Here is a 21789-nt window from a genome sequence, read left to right as displayed (position 1 = left end):
GTATTTTTATCGCGTTATCCGCCCCCCGGGGCCACCCCCATCCTGCCGCGCTTTTCCGCGGTGGCGGCACCGCCCCTTGCCGCCCGCTCTGCCGACACAGTAATTGTCGAAAGTTGCAGAAAAACTTTCATATTTTTGCTATAATCTTACTATACAATCATACACCGCTTGGACGGCCGCAGGCAAACCCGCCCTCAGCCCCACCCCGCCCGGCCGCGATAACATCTATACTGATCGTTATAAAGCGCGGGGGGGAATCAGACGCGATGGCAACCATCCTATTACCGACAAACGCCCTCAAACCCGGAATGACGGTAGCGGAAAGCGTATGCGCCGACAAACAGGTCATCCTGCAGGAAAACACCGTCCTCACCAGCAACATCATCCGCCGCCTCGCCGCCTGGCACGTTCGCAGCGTACGGGTCAACCAGGAGCCGAGCTACGAAGACGGCGCCAGATCCATCGCCAACCTCAGCGCCGAATTCGTCAAGGAAAACCCCGCCTTCTTCGAGCAGTACGGCAAAGCGATAACCACCGCGGGCAAACTCTTCCACCTCATGCGCGAACAACAGACCGTGCCCTTCCAGGAACTCCGCCAGCTCGCCACCGTCAACCTCTACAACCTGCTGCGCAACAAAGGCATCCTCGGCAACCTCTACCGGCTCAAATCCTACACCGACTACACCTTCATGCACGCCGTCGACGTCGGCCTCCTCTCCGGGCTGCTGGCCATGTGGAACGGCCTGCCCGAGGAAGAGATAAAAAGCCTCATCCTCTGCGGCGTCATGCACGATATCGGCAAATCGCAGATCCCCCTGTCCATCCTCAACAAACCTGGGAAACTCAACGCCGAAGAGCGGAAAACCGTCATCCTCCATCCCGAATACGGCTACTACATGACCAAAAGCATCCCCGGCATCACCCCCGACGTGCAATACGCCGTCTGGCACCACCACGAGCGCGAAAGCGGCGAAGGCTATCCCGGCCAGCTGCGCGGCGACCGCATCCACCCCTACGCCAAAATCGTCGCCATCGCCGACACCTACGACGCCCTCACCACCGACAAAGCCTACCAGAAAAGCGTCACCCCCTTCCAGGCGCTCGAAACCCTCCAGGACCTCATGTTCATCCACCTAGAGCGCGAGCTCAGCCAAACCTTCATCCGCAACGTCATCTACAGCCTGATGGGCTCCACCGTCCTGCTAAGCGACGGCGCCCAGGCCGAAGTGCTCCAGCTTGCCCACTACATGTCCTGCAAACCCGTCGTCGCCACCAACAACGGCCTCATCGCCGACCTGCACCTGAGCAACAGGACGACCATCGTCGAAGTCCTCAAATTCCGCCAATAGCCCAGGTTGCCGATAATACCCCCAAACCAAAAACCCGCCCTCCGGCGGGTTTTCTTACATATTATCCTCCACGCGCACCTCATGCCCGCAGCGCAAACACGCTGACCTCCGGCGGGCACCCCAGCCGGAAGGGGAACCAGTGCCCCGCGCCGCTCGACACATACCCCCACAGCCCGTCCTCGCGGTACAGGCCGCGCACATACTTATGCAACGACACCAGCGGCTTGCCGCCGATCACCACCTGCCCGCCGTGGGAATGTCCGGCCAGCGTCAGCGGCACCTTCCCGGCAAACCCGTCGATGATAAAATCGGGATGGTGAGCGATCAACACCCGGACCGCCCCGGCCGGGACGCCCCGGTTAGCGGCCGCGAAACACTCCCGCCGGCGCTCTGCCGGGATATTCATACTGCGGCGGGCGCTCTCGGCCGGCGGATAATCCACCCCCAGCAGATAAAGCGGCCGCTCGCCCGGCACGATCTCCGCCGCGGCGTTCTTGAGGATCTTTATCCCTCCCGCCCGCAGCGTCGCCTCGATCAGGCCGGGATCGCGGAAATACTCGTGATTGCCCCAGCAGAAATACACCCCGTGGGGCACACTCTGCGCCAGCGCGGTCAGCCTTTCCACCGCCGGGCCGATCTGCCGCAGATCGTCGGCAAAATCGCCTGTCATCACCACCAGATCGGGCCGCTCGCCCAGCAGGCGCGCGCACACCTCATCCAGCCTCTCCAGGCTGAAATACTGCCCCACATGCGTATCGCTCACCTGGCCGATCCTGAAGCCGTCGAGGCCGGGCGGCAGATCGGGCATCTTCAGCTCGTGGCGGACGACCGCCAGCTCCACCTGGGCACTGTAGATACCCTGCGCCCCCGGCACGAACGCCGCCAGCGGCGCCGCCGCCAGCGCGCCCCGCAAAAAAGCGCGGCGCGTCATCCCCGGCCCCGCCGGTCCGGACTCCTGCCCCTTCCTTCGCCCCCCGCCCCAGCGGTCGATGACGAAAAACAGCGGCTGCAGAGCGATGAGCACCAGCTGCCCGGCCAACCACACCAACGCGCCGTAGATAAGAAAAATCAGATACTGCTGCGCCGGGTCGGCCGACCAGGGGCGGTGCGGCCAGCCGAACACCAGCACCAGCGCCGCGGCCGCCGTCAGCAGCAGATAAACATACCGCACCATGCGGCCGCGCCAGAAGATAAACAGCCGCGCCAGCAGCCGGTAATTGAGCCAACTCAGAAAGACCGTCAACGCCAGCAGCGAATAAATGGCGAACAGAAAACGCATCAATACCTCCGTAACCTAATCAGACTTATAATACACATTTTGACGCCCGCGGCCCCGATACCTCCTGTCCGTCCCCCGCCATAATCTTCCCCGTTCCGCCGCCGGCAATCAGCCGCCCCCACTCGAATAACCCGCTTTGCGCGTGGTATAATTATCCTGACAAAACCACACCGGGAGGTGACGGCGGGACAACGTCCCGCGCCCCATGGCAAACACCGTCGACATCCAGGCCCTCGCCATCGACGCCGACGTCTTCGGCAGCACCAGCACCATCCACCCTGTCCTCATCCGTGACGATACTGACGGCGCCACCCTCGTCGACACCGGCTACCCCGGCCTCTTCCCCCGCCTCCGCCAGGCCATCGAACGCGCCGGCGTCCCCTTCCCCCAGCTCCGCCGCGTCATCCTCACCCACCAGGACTGGGACCACACCGGCGCCCTCCCCGACCTCCTCGCCGCCGGCCCCGGCATCCTCGTCTGCGCCCACCGCCTCGAAAAACCCTACATCGAAGGCGCCCTCCCCGACTACAAACTCACCCCCGAAAAAATCGCCGCCCGCATCGCCGCCCTCCCCCCGGATATGCGCCCCAGTGCCGCCGCCACCTTCGCCGCCCTTCCCCACGCCCCGGTTGGCCGCGCCCTTGAAGACAGCGAACTCCTCCCCTGGCACGGCGGCCTCGAAGTCGTCCACGCCCCCGGCCACACCCCCGGCAACATCTGCCTATATATCAAATCCCGCCGCCTGCTCATCGCCGGCGACCAGCTCCGCGTCATCGACGGTGCCCTTGTCGGCCCCGCCCCCGAACACACCCCCGACATGCCGGCCGCCCTCGCCTCCCTCAAAAAACTTGCCGCCTACGACATCGACACCGTCCTCTGCTACCATGGCGGCGCGTATGGGCCAGACGCACACTCCCGCATCGCCGCCCTCATCGGTTGCCGATAAGGCCCCATCTGCGGCGTTGCTCCTCAAAGCGCTTGCTTGCGTACATCCGAGTACGCGGCGCGGCGCGCTTTTCCGGTGCGCCTTGCATCTGGGACCTTCTCGGCAACCTTGGTTTGGCATAATTCAACCCAAAATAGGTTTTCCGTCCCGAAAACACACAAAGGCTGCTCCGTTATCCGGAGCAGCCTTTCTCATGCTGTATGCCCGTATGGCGCTACATCGCGCCCATCTCTTCCGGCGGCGTCCTGGTGATCACCCCCGCCGCCATCAGCTGATTGACGATATCCTCCTGAATCGACAGCGCCTGCACGAAGCCCTCCAGCGGCATTATTATCCTGCGGCTGACATCGATGACCGGCTGGCCGTCGCCACTCGTCAGGTGAGGCTGCACCGTCATCAGATCGATGCGGACAAGATTCCCGGTTATATGGATGGCGCTGATGCCGTCGGCGAAAATCTCCTGCTGCATTTCCGTTATCCCCCTTTGATTATGATATATTGTCCCCCAAAATGCCAATCAAACAAGACTTTCGTCGATAACCGCCTTTTTCCTCCCCCGCCCTCCCTCGGATATCGCCACGCCGCCGTATTTTCCCAGTCCCTTCTCCCCCGTCCCGGCGTTACCTTTCCCCGCCGGCGCCGTTTAATAGTACGTGGCAACTAATAAATAATGACAAGGAGGTCTCGATGAACACCATGCGCACAAAATCAGCCAGCTTCCTCGCCGTACTTCTGCTATCGGGAGCTCTGCTTCTCGGGGGCTGCGTAAACCTCACCCAAACCGGCTCCCCCTCCGCCCCGTCCGCGCCTTCCGGCCCCTCGACCGGCGCCGGGGAAGTCAAGGTCGTTTACAACTACAACGACACCGATAAAGTCCAGCTCTCCGCCAACGACCTCGTCCTCAAAGTCGGCGAGAAACTCATCCTCCAGCCCGCCGCCGGCCTCACCAAAAACACCCGCTTCAAATCCGCCGGCAAATACTTCATCGGCGACATCATGAAACAGGAAACCGGCCAGGACGGCCGCGTCGTCTTCACCGCCGTCAAAGCCGGCCAAGGCGAGTTGCAGATTATACCGGATACCGACAAGACCGACCGCGCCGTCGACCTCCGGGTAACTGTAGAGTAATTACTAGGGGATTGGCGATAAAGCCCCATCTGCTGCGTTGCTCCTCGGCTGCCATCCTCAGCGTACGTTCGTGTACGCGCGATGCTGTTAAACCGATCCTGTGCAAACAACGCATCTAAACATTGTCGCGGAGGAAACGGTGGTGTCAGCCTGCGGTGCGCCTTGCGTCTGGGGCCTTCTAGCCAATCCCGGCAATCCGGGAATCCGGGGAGCGCCGGAAGCGAAAGCTGCATCGCAAGCGAGCATTGGCGCAGGTTGATACGCGCTGTAGACGAAGCAAGCCGTTAACGAAACCGTACGCCCGGCCATGGACGGCCGGGCGAGGCGACAACGGGCATGGACGCCCGTTTGGCGCCGGTACGGCTGAGTCGGCGCAAGGCGTACAGCGCGTTCAACCGGAGACACGCGAGCGGCGATGCGGCTTTCGCCCGCCCGGCTTGTTACAAACGCCAAAGAGACCGTCTGGAAGCATCAACTTCAGACGGTCTCTTTTACATAGCTTATTCCTTCGCGAACGCCGCGCGGAGCTTGTCCTCGATCAGCCGCCAGGCTTCCAGCGCCGCCTCCTCAGGGCCGAAATGGGTAAAAGCGTGCATACAGCCGGGAAACATCCGGTACGTGACCTCCACCCCCGCGTCTTTAAGGCGCGCCGCGTACCGCTCCCCGTCGCTGCGCAGCGGGTCGTGCTCCGCCGTGATCACCAGCGCCGCCGGCAGCCCGGAAAGATCGTCGGCCAGCAGCGGCGAAAGCAGCGGATTATGCACATCCTGCGGCGCACTCACATAGCAGGCGGTGAAAAACGCCCGCGTCGCCGGCGTCATCAGCTTGTCGCCGGTCACCGCCGCGTACGGGTCGACCGTCAGATCGAGGGGCGGATAATCCAGCACCTGATACACAACGGAAAACTCGCGTCTCGCTTTCGCCAGCAGGCACAGCCCCGCCGCCAGGTTCCCCCCCGCGCTGTGGCCGCCGACAGCCAGCCGGCCGGGGTCGACGCCCAGCCCGTCCGCGTCCGCGCATACCCACTTCGCCACATCGTAGCACTCCTCCAGCGCCACCGGGAACCTGTGCTCCGGCGCCAGCCGGTAGTCCACATTAACGACCGCGCACCCCGCCGCATCCGCTATCCTGCGGCACCACCCATCGTCATCGTCCGCGCTGCCCATCACGAACCCGCCGCCGTGAAAACTCACGAAAACGGGCAAAGGCCCGCGGACTTGTCCCGCCGGCCTGTACACGAGCACGCGCGTATCGCCCGCGCCGGTGCGCACAATATGCTCCGCCGCGCCGCCCGCCAAGGCGTTTCGGGAACGGGGCGCCCTGCTTCCCGTATAACCTCTCGCCGCGATCGCCGCCTCGGCGATTTTAACCATATCGATTGCCATCGTTAAATCCTCCGGGCCAGGCCGCTCAGCGCATAAAGAAATACCAATACGACACCGCCGCAAGCACGAAACGGTAATAGGCGAACGACGCCAGCGTCGACTTGTTCAGGAAGCGCAGGAACCACACGATCGAAATATAAGCGACAATAAAAGCCACCACGAAGCCGACGGCGATCATCGCCAGATCGTCGCCGTTAAGCTTGTCCAGTATCTTCAGCAGGTCGTACATGCAGGCCACCAGCATCAGCGGCACCGCGATAATGAACGAAAACTCGGCCGCCGCCGTGCGGCTCATGCCGAACAACAGGCCGCCGGCGATCGTCGAGCCGGAGCGGGAAAAGCCCGGCCACAGCGACAATATCTGAAAAAGGCCCACGAAAAAAGCCTGTCTGATCGTCATATCCTCGACATCGCGGGTCACCGGCCGCTTAGCAACCTTCTCGGCCGCCAGCATCACGACCGCCCCGGCCACCAGCCCGATGATCACCGTGAAATTGGAAAACAGATACGCCTTTATAAGCTTATGGAGCAGGAAGCCCACCCCCATCACCGGCACGATGCCGGCGGCCACATGCCAGGCCGACAGGCCGTCGGTGCTCGTGATGCGCCTGAGATCCATCATCCGCAGGAACTTGTCGCGGTACAGGATGAATACCGACAAAATGGCCCCCAGCTGGATAAATACCATGAAGACGCTCGCCTTCTCCCCCTCGTAGCCCAGCAGCGACCCCGCCAGGATCATATGCCCGGTCGACGAAATGGGCAAAAACTCGGTCAGCCCCTCCACGATGCCGATGATAATTGCAATTACATACTCGTTCAACGCTTATTTCCTCCCGCTACTTTGACACACTAATATACATTATATACCACCGTCGGCCGAATGCAAGCGGCGTTTCAGCATAGCGAGCACCGTCGCGTCCGTCGGAAAAGCCAGCGTCGGCGGCGCGTCCAGCGGAAAATACGCCACCGCGTCGAGGTCGTCCCCCGCCTCCAACCGGCCGCCCGTCACGCTGGCGTCGAACCAGACGCCCACCGTATGCGCCGCGGGATTGTGCCAGTTCGACAGCACCGTGAACACCCCGTCCACCTCGATGGCCAGCCCCGTCTCCTCGCAAAATTCGCGTTTTATCGCCGCATACACATCCTCATCATATTCCACATACCCGCACGGTATGCACCACAGCCCCGGATAGGTCGACCACCCCGCCCGGCGGCCGAGCAGTATCCTGTTCTCGTCGTCCAGCACGATCGCCGCCACGCCGACGACCGGATTTTCGTACATAACATAGCCGCAGGCCGAACACGTCAGCCGCTCCCGTTCCCGGCGCGGCCGCAGGGCGAGAGCCCCGCCGCACTTCGGGCAGAAAGCGAACCGCTGCTTTTTTGTCAAAATAAGTCACCTCTCCCCTCCCCTTCGCCGCCCGCGCCCCTAACTCCTCCGCTCAGTGCAGGAAAGAGCCGCTTTCCGTCACATCCTCGCGGATGACGTGCATCTGCCCGTCCCTGTCCATCAGAGCGATGAACACATCCTCCAGCCGCGCGCCGTAGCTGCCGCGAAAATCGGCGATCTGCCCGGCGGAAAACCCCAGCCTCGCCAGCGTCTCCTCCTGCAGCTCCCCCTCCAGCACCACCGGCACCAGCACCCGGTTGGGCGACACCTTCTGCCCCAGCCGGCTGGCGGTCACCGGCAGATACTCCGCCTTCTTCAGCACGCTCAGCCTGCCGGTCGGCTCCAGCACCGCCAGCTCCACCTCGGTAATATCGAAAACATCCTTCTCGCGCAGCAGCTGCAGCAGCATCTCGGCCGTCAATCTCGCCCCCCGCAGGTTAGCCTTGATTATCTGCCCGTTCTCCACCACCACCGCCGGCGCAGAATTAAGACGTGTATACACCCCCCGGTACTTCAGGCTCAGCCAACTGACCGCCACCTGGATCGCGCCAAGCAGCACCAGAGCGACCAGCGCGTGCCCCAGGCTGATGCGGGGATCGGCGATGCTGGCCCCGGCCACCGTCCCGGCGGTAATCGACAGCGCGAAATCCACCGGCGTAAGGTCGGCCATCTGCCGTTTGCCGGCCACCAGCAAAACGGCGACAAGCACCGCCATCGTCGCGAGGACGGTGAAAGCGATCGAGCCCAGTTCACCCACATGCGCACCTCCCATATCGCTAGTGTAACCGCCCGCCGATGGGTTATGACAAACACAAAGAGGACGCTACCGCGTCCCCCGATCTTTCGTATTCTTTGCCGCGGCCGTTCAGAAGCCCCCAGATGCAAGGCGGCTCTGTCGGGTGCGGCGCGCCGCGTACTCGGAACGTACGCAAGCAAGCGCCCGACAGAACAACACAGCAGATGGGGGCTTATCAACGGCCGCACAGTTTTTGCTACAAAGTCCTGTCGCCGGGGTGCCAGTCGAGGGGGCACATCCCCCCGCTCTGCAGCGCCTGCAGCACCCTCAGCGTCTCGTCCACGCTGCGGCCGACGTTCAGATCGCTCACCACCGCATAACGCAGTATCCCTTCGGGGTCGATGATAAACAGGCCGCGCAGCGCGATGCCCTCCTCCTCCACCAGCACCCCGTAGCGGCGGGCGACGTCTTTCGTGATATCGGACGCCAGCGGGTAATCCAGGCCGCCCAGGCCGCCATCGGCCGGCGAACTTTTCACCCACGCCCGGTGGCTGTAAACGCTGTCCACGCTCACCCCCAGAATCTCCGCCCCCGTGGCGCGGAACTCGGCGAGCCGGGAATTGAAGCCGCGGATCTCGGTCGGGCAGACGAACGTAAAATCAAGCGGATAAAAAAACAATACCAGCCACTTCCCCTGAAAATCGGCCAACTTGGCGACATGGTCGAGCGCCTCGAGGTTCTTGGTCGTCGGCATGGCGAAATCGGGAGCTTTCTGGCCTACTTTGGCGGACATATGTATTCCTCCTCAATTAATAATTATTATTATTTGATATTTATTATATTATGCGCGCACTGAAAAATTCCTCCCGCGCATGAAAATAATTTTCGCCAGGAGCGAAAAAATATACGCCGGTTGCTCTATGAACAACCGGCGTCGAATGTCAGATATGACGTCAGAATTTCCGACAGATATTTTGTATGCTTTTGTCAGGGCAAATGCCAGAGTCTGTCAGCCTATCTCGATGACCTTCAACTCGGTCGCCGGGTAGCGTTTGGGCTCAGGCAGTCCCGCTTCCATGTACCCCAACCGGCTGTCGGCGTAATCGCCCGGCCACGCCGCCACGATGGTGCGCTTCTTGCCGAGCTGCCGCAGCAGCTCCAGGGGATCGAGGTTCAGGATAGGGGTGAAGAGCACCTGGACGTTGTCGAGCAAAATAACGTCCGCGCGTTCGCGCTCCAGCATCTTGTCCATGATATGGGGAGCCTCCCGCGGCCGCGCCTTGGGTACAAGCTCCAGCAATTCGTCTGTGATCAGCTCGCGGCAATCGACATAACGCCAGCCACGGTTGAGCCCGAGCTCGCGCATGATCTTGCTCTTGCCGCTTCCCGGACGGCCGACGATAAGCACGAGGCGTTCCTGCGAATCCTTCAGTTCCTGGACGTAGTCTACTACCATCTGTATTGCTACCGGCATGGTACAGTCCCCTCCCGCCCCGCGAAATTTGCACTAGTCATATTCGGCAATGTGTGGCAAAATCCTGCCCGGATTGACAAAAAACTACGGCGCGGCGGAGATGATCGCCTGCGCGTTGACGCCGCCGGGCTGCGGCCGGTGATCGATGCGCACGTTCCGGCACTCCATCACGAACTTGAGGACAAAGCTGTCGCCCCGATAACAGAAGAACTCGTCGGGCACAATATAGACGATGAGGTCGATATCGTCGACGATGCAGGCGCCGCCTGCAAATACGACCGTCAGGTCGTGCGGGGCCTTGAACTCGACCCGCGAGCCGACCCGCTGATTGGCGATGACCTCCGGCGTTATTTCGGCCACGGCGGCCGGGTCCCCTTTAGGCGTATTGATGATGAATTCCATCGCCTGTTCCTCCCGTTATCATAAACGATGTATGTGACGGCAATAACAATCTCCTATATGGACGACGCCTGTTTGTAGGCCGGCGCGCCGACAAGTGTGTTATAATCAATTTGGCCATATTTTGACCGAAGGGAGCGAACCCGATGCAAAAATTCACCTGCGGCTGCGGGCGGGCCGTCCGCGACGTCTATTTCAAAAACGGCGAGTATATGTGCGGCAAGTGCTTCTGGCTCGGCACCGAAAGCCCGTACGATTACCTTATCAACCTGCTGGCCGCCAAGGGTCTTGTTATCACCTACCAGAACACCCCTGTGTTGGTAATCAAGCAATTCAGCGCCGACGATGACTGCGAGGCCGCCATCCGCCCCAATGAGAGCTGGGTTGTGGTGGAAGGCGACGACTTCTGGCATGGCTACTCCGGTTCGCCCGCCCACCTGCGCGATTACATCAGCGAGTACGGCCAGAAGAAAGACGGCGGCTGCGAAACCAAGGAAGACTGACAACAGACAAGCCCCAGGTTGAAAAAAACGACACCGTCTGGTGTCGTTTTTTTTGCATTAGTCGTCGATAACATCCAGGTCGTCCAGATCGCCCTGCAGGTCCTTGTTCAGGTTGGCCAGCCCCTTGTACATGCTGCCGACTTCGCTGTCGTCGGCGCGGTTGTCGAGGTAGCGTTCCAGTTTGCGCTTGACGCGCTGCAGAGCGTTGTCGATCGACTTGACGTGCCGGTCGAGCTCGACGGCGATCTCCTGGTAGGACTTGCCGTCGAGATAGGACATGAGCACTTTCCACTCTAGGTCGCTGAGGATCTCCCCCATCTTCTCCTCGATGTCGACAAATTCCTCGCGGCTGATGACCAGTTCCTCGGGATCGGAAATCTTCGACCCGGAAAGAACGTCAAGCAGGGTGCGGTCGGAGTCCTCGTCGTATATCGGTTTGTTGAGGGAAACGTAAGAGTTGAGCGGGATGTGTTTCTGCCGGGTGGCGGTCTTTATGGCGGTAATTATCTGGCGGGTTACACACAGTTCGGCAAAGGCGCGGAACGAGGAAAGTTTGTCGTTGCGGAAATCCCTGATGGCCTTGTAGAGACCGATCATCCCTTCCTGGATTATGTCCTCGCGGTCGGCGCCGATGAGGAAGTATGATCTGGCCTTGGCCCGGACGAAATTGCGGTACTTGTTGATCAAATACTCCAGTGCGACCGTGTTGTCGTTGTCTTTTGCGTCGATTACGATTTCTTCATCTGTCATGTTTTCGAAACAACCGTACAGATCGCGTTGGGTACTAGCCCGCATCATATCGCCCCCACTCTTCATCTTGCCGGCCGTAAAAAGAAAACGCACTAAATAACTTAGTGCCACAATCGATTGTACATGCCACTTTCAAACCAAATTATAACCCACACCCGCCACTTAGTCAAGCTATTATTGGGGTCGCGGGCCCTCACAGGCCGCGGCGCAGCGCGTCGAGACGCTTCCTGACCTCCTCGCCGACCCGCCCGCCGAGTTCCTGTCTCCGGCGCAGCTGATCGGCCTCGGTATACCCCTCGCGGACCTCCTTTTCGGCGGCCAGCACGCTCAGGCGCAGCTCGCGGGCCGATATCCGCCACGCCCCCGACCCGAGGACGGCAAACTGCTGGTCCCGGTCGGAGGTGACGACATAAACCCCCTGGCCGGCGTGGGTCAGTTGGTAGGTAAGCCGCTCGATATAGCTGTCGGCCGTCTCCCCTTCGGCGGTGAAGACCACCTCCAGGCCGCCGGGCAGCGTCTCGGCCCGGGAATCCCCGGATACGGCATGGGCATCGAATACGATGACAACTCTATAGTCTTTATATGCGCCATAGCCCGCAAGAATGTCCATTAATTTCGTCCGGGCGTGTTCGAGGTTGTCCTCTTTCACCGCCGCGAGCTCCGGCCAGGCGCCCAGCACGTTGTAGCCGTCGACCAGCATGATGTCCGCCAAATCAGTTTCCTCCGCGCGTTACTTTTTATCCTGGACCGGGTCAACCTTTTCCTGGGCGAACGGCGGCAGCCTCGTGCCCACCTTGACGATGGTGTTCTCCGGCTGGTAGCGGTCCTTGGCCAGCACCTCCCGCCTGAGCTCCCGGCCGCTGGCCGACACCACCCGCAGGGTGGTAATCTCGTAGCCGGGCTTGCCCTGCTTGTCCACCTTGGTCTCGCCCAGATAGAGCCCAGGGTCCTGCTTTTTGACCACCGCCGGCGGGATGACCTGGCGGTCGGCGGACAGCAGCTCCACCGCCACCGCCAGCGGCTCGCGGCCGACGACGCCCACGGTAAGCTTGTTCTTGGCCGTTTCGGCCATAATGACGACCGGCGCGCCGGTGTCGTTGACGAACTTGAAGTCGAGCGCCCCGAACACGACGGTGGCGTCGCGGCCGAGGCCGACATAGCCGAGCGGCTTGGAGTGGTTGGTCCGCTCGACGACGGTCAGATTGGCGAGCAGGACGGCGTTGTAAAGGGTGGAAGACAACTGGCACACGCCGCCGCCGATGCCGGGGACGAATTCCCCGTCCACGATCTCCAGCGCCTCCTTGAAGCCGTGTTCCCGGTCCCGCGGCCCCACTACCTGGTTGAAGGAGAAGACCTGCCCCGGATAGACGATGTGGCCGTTGATGCGGCGCGCCGACAGGCGGATGTTGGCGGTGCGGTTGGCGTCGGCGGGGTCGAAGGCGGTCGTGAAAGAAGACCACAGTTCCCTGATGCCCGTCTGGCGCAGGTCGGCCACGGTAACGTCGGGATAAAGCGGCGTCACCGGCAGCGGCAGGTTGGCGGGATCGCCGGCGTGCAGCGCCTTGAGGACGAGCGGCTTCACCGTCGCCACATCGAGCCTGCGCCCCAGCTCCTGGGGCACGATGCCGCCTTCTTCGAGGCTGATGGCGGCGTTGCGCGGCGGCCGGTCGATGGCCTCCCGCCACGAATCGAGCAGGGCGGACAGTTTATTCTCATTATACCTGACCCTTGCCGGGATGCGATAGCCTTCCCGGCGGGCGGCGCCGATATTTTTCAGCCGGTCCGGCCACGAACCGCGGCGGCCGTACGTCCATGCCTCATCGGCAGTCGCCTCGATATCGAGGTCATAGTCGATGCTGGCGGCGTCGAGCTTGAAGGCGGTGTCGCCGTAATAAACGACGATGTGGCGGCCATGGTATTCCTGCCGCCACGCCGCCAGAAGCTGCCTGAGTTCCTCCCGGCCAAGGCCGCCGACGGCCACGCCTTCCACAGCCACGCCCTCATAGACCCCGCCGCCGGCGAGCGGGCGAGCGAGCGCGGCGGCCAGGGCGAGGACGATGATGGCGGTTGCTGCGACCAGCCGGGATTTCCGTATCACTCAGTTCATGACTCCCTTTGTTTATAGACTTCGTACAATAACAACGAGCACGCCACCGACGCGTTCAGCGACGTGATCTGGCCCTTCATCGGGATGCGCACGAGGAAATCGCACGTCTCCTTGGCCAGCCGGCTGAGGCCGCGGCCTTCGCCACCCACAACCAGCAGGATCGGCCCTTTGAGGTCGGCCTTGTAGTACGGCCGATCGCCGTCCATATCGGCCCCCACCACCCACAGGCCCTCCTTCTTGAGGGCCTCGATGGCCTGGACGACATTGCCGATCCTGGCGACCGGCACATACTCGACCGCTCCGGCCGAAGTCTTGGCGACGGTCGCCGAGAGAGGGGCGCTGCGTCGTTTGGGGATGAGGACGCCGTGGGCGCCGGCGGCGTCGCAGGTGCGGAGGATGGCGCCGAGGTTGTGGGGGTCCTCCAGCTCGTCGAGCAGCACGATGAAGGGCGGTTCTCCCAGCTCGTGGGCCTTGGCGAGGATATCCTCGACCTCGGCGTAGGCCACCGGCGGCACCATGGCGACGACTCCCTGGTGGCGCATGCCGCCACTCAGCTCCGCCAGCTTGGCGGCGTCGACCTCCTGGACGACCAATCCCCTGGCCTTGGCCTGGCCGATTATCTCCCGCAGCGAGCCCTGCCGCTCGCCTTTGGCCACCAGCACCTTGTTGACCGGCCGGCCGCTCTTCAGCGCCTCGAGGACGCTGTTGCGCCCGGCGACGAATTCTTCGCTCATTCCTCTGACCCCCATGCCGCGATAAGGCGGCCTTTTATTATTTGCCCGAACGGCGGGTGTTTATGAGTGTTTTGGTCCAACTACCTGCATAACTCCCGCGGAGAACACAGGCTGTGCGCCGGAGCTCCGGCCGAACGCGTCGTAAGGCTTGCGCCGACACAGCCGTACCGTCGCCAACTGTCATCCGTGACAGATGGCTCCTCGCCCGTCCGTCCATGGACGGGCGTACGTTCGTGTACCCGCAAGGGGCAGGCCGCAGTTCTAGGCGCTGAAGCGCCAAGAACTTGCGCACTTACCGGCCTGCTGCGCCAACGGCGCGTAACAAAGCGACCACATCGCCGCTGAAGCGTCGTGTGTCTGCTTTTCCGCAACGTCGCCTACGCCTGCGTCCTCCGCCGCCTCCGGCGTCCCCGGCATTGGGTAACCCACATTAGCGAGGACGGCGGCCGCTACTTGGCGAGAGAGCCGAAACGACACCGCGCGAGCCGCCATGGACGGCGGCGAGAACCGACAACGAACACGGACGTTCGTTTGGCGGTGGCGCGGCGGAGTCGGCGACGAGCTTAGTAAGTCCGCCGCCCGCAGCGCGTGGGGTACCCAATGTCGGGGTCGCCTAAGCCATGCAAAGGCGACTGAAACCAAGCCTGCCTACAAAGAAACCGGGGGTATCCCCGGTTAGCCTTTTTTCTGCATCGCCGCCAGTCTCCCGCAGCTGAGATCGCCCTCTTCGCAAACGCTCCTCGTGACACACGTCGGCCCCGCCTTCGAAAACAGATGCGGCGCCACTTTGCGCACCTCGGCCAGCATCGCTTCCGCCAGGCGGCGGATCTCCCACTGGGCGCGCGTGCAACAGCGCAGCTCGAAGAAATGCAGTAGCGAGCGGGCGTTCATGGTGACGACGATCTTGGTCTCGGTGGCGTTGGCGAGAACATAGCGGGCGTCCTCCTGATGGACGCCGAGGGCGGCGAGTTCGTCGTAGGCGACGCGGATCTGGCCCATGACGGCGGCGAACTTGGCCGCCGCCTGCGGGTTGGCCGCCACCGACGGCGGCACTATGTACTCGAAGTCGTGCTCCTTGACGTAGCGCTGCGACTGCTGGGAATACGATGCTATACGGTGGCGGACGAGTTGGTGGGTAAGCACCCGCGACACACCTTCAACGGCAAAGGTGAAGCTGGCGTGCTCGAAGGTGGACAGATGCCCCATTTCGACGATCTTGTCGACCAGCTTGGCCACCTGCTCGGGCGACATTTTTTCGACAAGCTGCTCGGCGCCGACCGCCGAATAGCAGAGGCGGGCCGACATGGCCACCGTGCGTTCGGGGTCGGGGGTATGGCAGATAAGTTTGACCTTCATTTCTCTTCCCCACTTCCGTCCGGATTCGATAATTTCCGGGAAATAACGACAAATGCGTCGCCGGCGAGCGCCGTCAGCCGGGCCTCGTCGCCGCTCAGATACAGGTACCCGAGCAGGGCTTCGAATCCGGTGCTGGCGCGGTAATCGCCCACCGAGGCGCTCTTGGGCACCGTCGACTTGGCATTGCGGCCGCGCTTCACCACAGCCAGCTCGTCCTCGCTCAGGCCGCCCTCCAGCGCCCTGAGCGCATGGGCCTGCAGCGTCGCCGACACCATCCTCGCCCCGTGGCCGTGCAACACCCGCACGCGGCTCTGCTCGAAAGCCAGCAGCCTTGTGCGCACATAGAGGTTGAAGTAGGCGTCGCCGATATAGGCGAGCACCAGCGGGTGAAGGGCTCTGGCGTCGGCGGCGGCGAAGCGGGCCTGGGGGACGCCGTCGACGTCCAGGTCGCCGAACGTCCTGGCGGCCAGCAGCTCAAACTGGTCAAACTTCACGTTTTTTCCACCTTGCTCCCTGGGGAGAATCCTCGATGACGTAGCCCAGCTCGCCCAGCCGGTCGCGGATGCGGTCGGCGGTCGCCCAGTCTTTTTTGGCGCGGGCTTCCTGGCGGATCTCGACGATAAGGTCGAGAAGGGCGGGGGCTGTGGTATCCTGGACAGGCGCCGCGCCGACCACGTCGGGGGAGCCCATCCGCTCTGCCACCAGCAGGCCGAGGATATCGGCCAGTTCGTAATAGGCGGCCTGCACTGAGGCTATTGCTTCGCCGGCCACAGGCGCTTTCCCTGCCATTACGGCGCTGTAGTAGATGTTGATCTCCTTGGCCAGGCCGTGGAGGACGCTGATGGCCAGCGCGGTGTTGAAGTCGTCGTCCATGGCGGCGTCGAAATCGGCGCGGGCCTGGGCGGCCGCCGCCAGCAGCGCCTGGGAGGCGTCGCTCGCCCCGCGGGCGACGGTGGTGCCGGCCAGGTACTTCATATTGTCGACCGCGGCGCGCAGCCGCTCCAGCCCCCGCCCGGCCTCGGCCAGCTGCTCGTCGCTGAAATTGAGCGGGCTGCGGTAGTGGGTGGAGAGGATGAAGAAGCGCAGCACCTCGGGCGGGTAGTGGGCGAGAATGTCTTTGACGAGGAAGAAGTTGCCGAGCGACTTGGACATTTTCTCCTCGTTGACGGTGATGAAGCCGTTGTGCAGCCAGTAGCGGACGAAGGGGCCGCCGCCGGCGTAGGCCTCGGACTGGGCGATCTCATTTTCGTGGTGGGGGAAGACGAGGTCGCTGCCGCCGCCGTGGAAGTCGAAGCCGTGGCCAAGATACTTGGCCGACATCGCCGAGCATTCGATGTGCCAGCCGGGGCGGCCGAGGCCCCACGGGCTGGGCCACGAGGGCTCGCCGGGCTTGGCGCTCTTCCACAGGGCGAAGTCCATCGGGTGGGTCTTGCGCTCGTCGACGTCCACCCGCGCCCCGGCCTTCATATCGTCGAGGCTGCGGCCGGACAGCTTGCCGTAGTCGGCGAACTTCTCGACGCTGTAGTAGACGTCGCCGTCGACGGCATACGCGTAGCCGTCGGCGATGAGCTTTTCGATCATGGCGGTTATCTCGGCCATGTGGCCCGATACGGTCGGGTAGAGGTGGGCGCGGCGGATGTTGAGCTTATCCATGACCTCGAAGTAGGCCTTTATATAGCGGTCGGCGATGACGTCCCAGGTGACGCCTTCGGCGTTGGCGGCGTTGATGATCTTGTCGTCCACGTCGGTGAAGTTCTGGATATGGTAGACGGCGTAATCCTTGTGCTCCAGGTAGCGGCGGATGACGTCCCAGGTGACGAAGGGGCGGGCGTTGCCGATGTGGGGGTGGTTGTAGGGCGTCACGCCGCAGACGTACATCTTTACCTTGCCCGGCTCCACCGGAACGAATTCCTCTTTCTTCTTGGTCAGGCTGTTATACACTCTCAGGGTCACGGTTCTTCAGCTCCTCTTCTAACTGGACCACCCGCTGCTCCAGCCTGGCCAGGTGCCGGTGGAGGCAGAGCAGCATTTCGCCCTCGGGATCGGGGAGGTTGTCGTGATTTAGGTCTATATTCGCCGCCGCGTCCGACAATACCTTGCAGCCGTCCTTGACGACCACCTTGCCGGGGATGCCGACGACAGTCGAATTGGGCGGCACGGCGCTCAGCACCACCGAACCTGCGCCGATCTTGGAATTCGCGCCGACGGTGAACGAGCCGAGCACCTTGGCGCCGGTGGCGACGACGACGTTGTCGCCGATGGTGGGGTGGCGCTTGCCCTTCTCCTTGCCGGTGCCGCCGAGGGTCACCCCCTGGTAGAGGGTGACGTTATTGCCGACCTCGGCCGTCTCGCCGATGACCACCCCCATACCGTGGTCGATGAACAGCCCCTCGCCGATCTTCGCGCCGGGGTGGATCTCGATGCCGGTGAGGAAGCGGGCGAAATTGGAGATGAAGCGCGGCAGCACCACCCAGCCGCGCACGAAAAGGCGGTGGGCGAGGCGGTGAGCCCAGATGGCGTGGAGGCCGGGGTAGCAGAGGACGACCTCGAGCGCGCTCTTGGCGGCCGGATCGCGGTCGAAAACGGCCTGGATATCCTTTTTCAGGCGTGCGAACATATTGTTCCCCTCTCTTGCTTCAGGATTGCATGGGATGCAAAAAACCACCGTCTCTCAGAGACGGTGGTTCCGTGGTTCCACTCTGCTTCGGGCGCGGACGCGCCCCTCTCGCTCCGGTAACGGCGGCGGCCGGGACGGCATACTGTCTTTCCGCCGTCCTGCTCACGGGGGCATTTCGGTCGCGCCGCTCCCGGTACCGCTCGCAGCCTGTGACGGTACCTCTCTGCCGGGTGGTGTGCGCCTACTTCTCCCGATCTTCGCATTTCCTAGTATTGTGATAGGTTTTGTTGTATTTAACTTATACTCACATTATAGAGGGAGACAAGCGTTGTTGTCAACGCCGCAGATGGACTTTTTAGACAACCGCCCCTATACAGCGGCGAGCGTCTTCTCCATCCGCGCCAGCACCCTCTCCCTGCCGAGCAGCACGATCAGGCGGATGAGATCGGGGCCGTGGGCCTGGCCGGTAAGGGCAACGCGGACAGGCATGTAGACCTTGTTGCCGCCCAGCTTGAAATCCTTGACAATCCCCTTGAGCACACCCTTCACCGCGGCGTCGTCCACGGCCGGCAGGGCGGTCAGCCGCTCGCGGAAGGCGGCCATGACCTGCGGGATATCGGCGTCGCGGAGGATATCGCGCGCTTCGTCGCTTTCGAGAGTGACTTCGTCCTTGAAGAAGACGGCGAGGTGCTCGACGGCCTGAGCGGCATAGCTGATATGCTCCTGGACGACGGCCACCGCCTGCTCCAGCCATGCCCGCCGTTCTTCAGCCAGCGGCAGGGAGATGTAGCCGGCCGCTTCGAGGTGAGGCAGGGCGAGCTCGGCGATGACAGACGGGCCGGCCTGACGGAGATAGTGGGCGTTGAGCCAGTTGAGCTTGTCGACGTCAAAGACGGCCGGGTTCTTGGCCACCCGGTCGAGCGAAAACTTCTCAATAAGCTCCTCGCGGTTGAAGATTTCCTCTTCGCCTTCCGGCGCCCAGCCGAGCAGGGCGAGGAAGTTGACAAGCGCCCCGGAGAGGTAGCCAAGGCTCTTGTACTGCTCCACCGAGGTGGCGCCGTGGCGTTTGCTCATCTTGCTGCGGTCCTTGCCAAGGATGAGCGAGATATGGCCAAACTCGGGCAAAGGCAGCCCGAGGGCCTGGTAGATGAGTATCTGGCGCGGGGTGTTGGAGAGGTGCTCTTCGGCGCGGATGACATGGGTGACGTGCATAAGGGCGTCGTCGAGCACGACGGCGTAGTTGTAGACCGGGATGCCGTCCGATTTGACGATGACGAAGTCGCCGATGCCGCTCGACTCGAAGCTGACGGTTTCGCGGACAAGATCGGTGAAGATTATCTGCCTGCTTTCCGGCACCTTGAAGCGCACGGTGGCCTTGCGGCCTTCGGCGGCGAACCTCGCCCGGTCGGCGTCGGTCAGCGACCGGCAGCGGCCGAGGTAGCGGGGCGTCTCGCCCTTGGCGGTCAGCGCCTGCCGCTCGGCTTCGAGTTCTTCCTCGCTGCAGTAACAGTGGTAGGCGTGGCCGGCAGCCAGCAGCTTATCGGTGTATTCGCGGTAGATGCCGAGCCGCTCGGTCTGGCGGTAGGGGCCGTAGGGGCCGCCCACGTCCACGCCCTCGTCCCAGTCGATGCCGAGCCAGCGCAGCGCGTCCTTGATATTTTCCTCCGATTCGCGGGTCGACCGCTCCAGGTCAGTGTCCTCGATGCGCAGGATGAACTTGCCGCCCTCCTTGCGGGCCAGCAGCCAGTTGAACAGGGCGGAGCGGGCCCCGCCGATATGGAAGGGGCCGGTCGGGCTGGGGGCGAACCGCACCCTGAGTTGCTTGTCCATAGTATATTGCCTCCTAATGCCGCGAGTCTGTCGTTTCTTTTAGTATTTTAATCCATATCAGGACAATAAGCAAACCGAAGTTGGCAAAAACAAAATAGCACTTGACCTGGCAAGTGCCATCCCCGGAATGTGCCAGGCCGTTCAGAGGCCCCAGATGCCAGGCGGACCGGAAGAGCGCGCCGCGACGCGTACTCGGGCGGTACGCTAGCAAGCGCTCTGAGGACCAACGCCGCAGATGGGGTCTATCAACGGCCTGCAAAGTTACTGGTTGTAGACTTTGAGCAGGAACAGCCCGCCCTCCATATCCGGCACCACCACCGTCGTCCTCGTCCCGGCGGGGCCGGTCACCGGCTGGGCGCCGTCGCTCGCGATCCTGAGGCGCCACACCACCCGGTCGTTGTACCACAGTTCGCCGGTTGTGGTGCCGTCGTCCTGGCGGTTGACGGCGACGCCCAAATTGAACTCCGCGGCGCTGGCCGTAGCCGGCGCGAGCAGCGCAAATACCAGCAGCAAAACGCATAATATCCTGGCCATACTTCACACCCCCGCTATCCGTAATATGCGCGTGAGCCGAGGATTGTGCATAGTATGCGCCAAATCTCCGTATTTATGCCGTCCTTACCCGACCGGCTCGATCGCGGCGACCGCCTGGGCGGCGATGCCCTCGCGGCGGCCGGCGAAGCCCAGCCCCTCGGTGGTGGTGGCCTTGACGTTGACCTGGCCGGCGGCGATGCCGAGCGCGGCGGCGATGTTGGCGTTCATGGCCGCGATATGCGGGGCGAGTTTGGGCTTTTCGGCGATGACGACGGCGTCGATATTGGCGGCCCGCCAGCCCGCGGCGGCCAGCTTTTCGCCCACGACGGCCAGCAGCCTGAGGCTGGAGGCGCCCTTATACGCCGGGTCGGTGTCGGGGAAATGGCGGCCGATATCGCCCAGCGCCGCCGCCCCGAGCAGGGCGTCCTTGATGGCGTGGAGGAGAACGTCGGCGTCCGAATGACCTTCGAGGCCCTTCTCCCAGGGGATTTCCACGCCGCCGATGATGAGGGGGCGGCCCGCCACCAGGCGGTGCACGTCGTAGCCGATGCCGATTCGCCGCATTTTCTCCGCCTCGCTTTCTAACAGCGCCTGCGCCATGATCATATCTTCCGGGGTCGTAATCTTGAGGTTGCGGTAGCTGCCGGGCACGATCCTGACTTTGTGGCCCAGCCGCTCCACCAGCGCGGCGTCGTCAGTGGCCAGCACGCCGGCGGCGGCCGCCGCTGCGTATGCTTCGCGCAGCAGCGATGCGGCAAAGACCTGCGGGGTCTGGATGGCCCACAGGGTGCGGCGGTCGGGGGTGGCGGCGATACAGCCGCCCTCGTCGACCGTCTTGATCGTATCCTTGACAGGCACCGCGACGCCGGCCGCCCCGTGCTCGCGGGCCGCGGCGACGGCGGCGGCGACGGTGGCGTCGTCGACGAGCGGCCGGGCGCCGTCGTGGATGAGGATGAGGTCGGCGCCCTCGGGCACGGCGGCCAGTGCGTTGGCGACCGAATGCTGCCTTTCGGCGCCGCCGGTCACCACCCGCCACGGTTTGGCGAGCGCCAGCGGTGCGAGGATCGCCGCGGCCCGCTCCTCTTCCCCGGGGGCGACGACGACCACCAGGCTGTCCACCTCCGGGCAGGCCGCTATCGCTGCGACGCTGCGGGCCAGAATCGGCCGGCCGGCCAGCGGCAGAAACACCTTATTGACTTCCCTTCCCATCCGCCGGCCGCTGCCGGCGGCGGCGACAACCGCTGTCACCACAGGTCCCGTCCCCCTTCC

Annotated in this window: 24 protein-coding genes; 4 read left to right on the top strand and 20 right to left on the bottom strand. The window is 63.0% G+C overall.

Annotated features, from left to right (window positions below):
• Positions 1-266 precede the first annotated feature (266 nt).
• On the top strand, positions 267-1349 hold the full coding sequence (locus RIN56_12640; protein MDR7867658.1) for an HD-GYP domain-containing protein: 1083 nt from the start codon (positions 267-269) through the stop codon (positions 1347-1349).
• Between the two features lie 79 nt (positions 1350-1428).
• Here RIN56_12640 and RIN56_12635 read toward each other — a convergent pair whose 3' ends face one another.
• On the bottom strand, positions 1429-2628 hold the full coding sequence (locus tag RIN56_12635; protein MDR7867657.1) for a metallophosphoesterase: 1200 nt from the start codon (positions 2626-2628) through the stop codon (positions 1429-1431).
• A 205-nt stretch (positions 2629-2833) separates the two neighbouring features.
• On the opposite strand from RIN56_12635, the gene RIN56_12630 reads away from it, so the two are divergent.
• Complete coding sequence (locus RIN56_12630; GenBank protein MDR7867656.1) at positions 2834-3574, top strand: MBL fold metallo-hydrolase; 741 nt, start codon at positions 2834-2836, stop codon at positions 3572-3574.
• A gap of 214 nt (positions 3575-3788) precedes the next feature.
• On the opposite strand, the gene RIN56_12625 is transcribed toward RIN56_12630, so the two are convergent.
• A complete protein-coding gene (locus RIN56_12625; protein MDR7867655.1) occupies positions 3789-4043 on the bottom strand; it encodes a hypothetical protein in 255 nt (84 codons plus the stop codon).
• Between the two features lie 218 nt (positions 4044-4261).
• Here RIN56_12625 and RIN56_12620 point away from each other — a divergent pair, with 218 nt between their 5' ends.
• Positions 4262-4702, top strand: a complete 441-nt coding sequence (locus RIN56_12620) for a hypothetical protein (protein ID MDR7867654.1) — start codon at positions 4262-4264, stop codon at positions 4700-4702.
• 500 nt (positions 4703-5202) lie between these two features.
• On the opposite strand, the gene RIN56_12615 is transcribed toward RIN56_12620, so the two are convergent.
• From RIN56_12615 to RIN56_12585, 7 genes are all read right to left on the bottom strand, one after another.
• Positions 5203-6087: an alpha/beta hydrolase gene (locus RIN56_12615; protein ID MDR7867653.1), complete on the bottom strand. Its 885-nt coding sequence runs from the start codon at positions 6085-6087 to the stop codon at positions 5203-5205.
• 25 nt (positions 6088-6112) lie between these two features.
• Positions 6113-6910: an undecaprenyl-diphosphate phosphatase gene (locus RIN56_12610; GenBank protein ID MDR7867652.1), complete on the bottom strand. Its 798-nt coding sequence runs from the start codon at positions 6908-6910 to the stop codon at positions 6113-6115.
• 39 nt (positions 6911-6949) lie between these two features.
• Positions 6950-7480 carry an NUDIX domain-containing protein gene (locus tag RIN56_12605; GenBank protein ID MDR7867651.1) on the bottom strand — a complete coding sequence of 177 codons (531 nt, stop codon included), beginning with the start codon at positions 7478-7480 and terminating at the stop codon, positions 6950-6952.
• Positions 7481-7532: 52 nt separating this feature from the next.
• Complete coding sequence (locus RIN56_12600) at positions 7533-8237, bottom strand: DUF421 domain-containing protein (GenBank protein ID MDR7867650.1); 705 nt, start codon at positions 8235-8237, stop codon at positions 7533-7535.
• 235 nt (positions 8238-8472) lie between these two features.
• Complete coding sequence (locus tag RIN56_12595) at positions 8473-9009, bottom strand: peroxiredoxin (GenBank protein MDR7867649.1); 537 nt, start codon at positions 9007-9009, stop codon at positions 8473-8475.
• Between the two features lie 216 nt (positions 9010-9225).
• Positions 9226-9690 (bottom strand): BREX-3 system P-loop-containing protein BrxF, encoded by a 465-nt coding sequence (gene brxF / locus RIN56_12590; GenBank protein ID MDR7867648.1) that lies wholly within the window; start codon positions 9688-9690, stop codon positions 9226-9228.
• An 84-nt stretch (positions 9691-9774) separates the two neighbouring features.
• Positions 9775-10092, bottom strand: a complete 318-nt coding sequence (locus RIN56_12585; protein MDR7867647.1) for a hypothetical protein — start codon at positions 10090-10092, stop codon at positions 9775-9777.
• A gap of 143 nt (positions 10093-10235) precedes the next feature.
• On the opposite strand from RIN56_12585, the gene RIN56_12580 reads away from it, so the two are divergent.
• Positions 10236-10592: a hypothetical protein gene (locus tag RIN56_12580; protein MDR7867646.1), complete on the top strand. Its 357-nt coding sequence runs from the start codon at positions 10236-10238 to the stop codon at positions 10590-10592.
• 57 nt (positions 10593-10649) lie between these two features.
• Here RIN56_12580 and sigH read toward each other — a convergent pair whose 3' ends face one another.
• The 11 genes from sigH to ispD all read right to left on the bottom strand — a co-directional run bounded on the left by sigH (position 10650) and on the right by ispD (position 21771).
• The gene (sigH, locus tag RIN56_12575; protein MDR7867645.1) at positions 10650-11387 is read right to left on the bottom strand and encodes an RNA polymerase sporulation sigma factor SigH; all 738 of its coding nucleotides are present in this window, start codon (positions 11385-11387) and stop codon (positions 10650-10652) included.
• Positions 11388-11535: 148 nt separating this feature from the next.
• Positions 11536-12054, bottom strand: a complete 519-nt coding sequence (locus RIN56_12570) for an NYN domain-containing protein (protein MDR7867644.1) — start codon at positions 12052-12054, stop codon at positions 11536-11538.
• Between the two features lie 18 nt (positions 12055-12072).
• The gene (locus RIN56_12565; GenBank protein ID MDR7867643.1) at positions 12073-13440 is read right to left on the bottom strand and encodes a VanW family protein; all 1368 of its coding nucleotides are present in this window, start codon (positions 13438-13440) and stop codon (positions 12073-12075) included.
• Positions 13441-13445: 5 nt separating this feature from the next.
• A complete protein-coding gene (gene rlmB / locus RIN56_12560; GenBank protein ID MDR7867642.1) occupies positions 13446-14198 on the bottom strand; it encodes a 23S rRNA (guanosine(2251)-2'-O)-methyltransferase RlmB in 753 nt (250 codons plus the stop codon).
• 660 nt (positions 14199-14858) lie between these two features.
• Complete coding sequence (gene thyX / locus RIN56_12555; GenBank protein MDR7867641.1) at positions 14859-15539, bottom strand: FAD-dependent thymidylate synthase; 681 nt, start codon at positions 15537-15539, stop codon at positions 14859-14861.
• Positions 15536-16033: a ribonuclease III domain-containing protein gene (locus RIN56_12550; GenBank protein ID MDR7867640.1), complete on the bottom strand. Its 498-nt coding sequence runs from the start codon at positions 16031-16033 to the stop codon at positions 15536-15538. Before RIN56_12550 ends, thyX begins: the two co-directional genes overlap by 4 nt.
• Positions 16023-17492, bottom strand: coding sequence for a cysteine--tRNA ligase (gene cysS, locus RIN56_12545; GenBank protein MDR7867639.1), 1470 nt, complete (start codon positions 17490-17492; stop codon positions 16023-16025). The genes RIN56_12550 and cysS overlap by 11 nt, the downstream gene beginning before the upstream one ends.
• Positions 17473-18156 carry a serine O-acetyltransferase gene (gene cysE / locus RIN56_12540; protein MDR7867638.1) on the bottom strand — a complete coding sequence of 228 codons (684 nt, stop codon included), beginning with the start codon at positions 18154-18156 and terminating at the stop codon, positions 17473-17475. The genes cysS and cysE overlap by 20 nt, the downstream gene beginning before the upstream one ends.
• A gap of 369 nt (positions 18157-18525) precedes the next feature.
• Complete coding sequence (gene gltX, locus RIN56_12535; protein ID MDR7867637.1) at positions 18526-19986, bottom strand: glutamate--tRNA ligase; 1461 nt, start codon at positions 19984-19986, stop codon at positions 18526-18528.
• Between the two features lie 261 nt (positions 19987-20247).
• Entirely contained in the window at positions 20248-20520 is a 273-nt protein-coding gene (locus RIN56_12530; protein MDR7867636.1) for a hypothetical protein, read from the bottom strand.
• Positions 20521-20604: 84 nt separating this feature from the next.
• Positions 20605-21771 (bottom strand): 2-C-methyl-D-erythritol 4-phosphate cytidylyltransferase, encoded by a 1167-nt coding sequence (gene ispD, locus RIN56_12525; GenBank protein ID MDR7867635.1) that lies wholly within the window; start codon positions 21769-21771, stop codon positions 20605-20607.
• Between the last annotated feature and the right edge of the window lie 18 nt (positions 21772-21789).

Source organism: Sporomusaceae bacterium (assembly GCA_031460455.1).
In the GTDB taxonomy this organism is placed as follows: Bacteria; Bacillota; Negativicutes; order Sporomusales; family UBA7701; genus Anaeroselena.
This window is presented reverse-complemented; position numbering and strand designations above follow the sequence as displayed.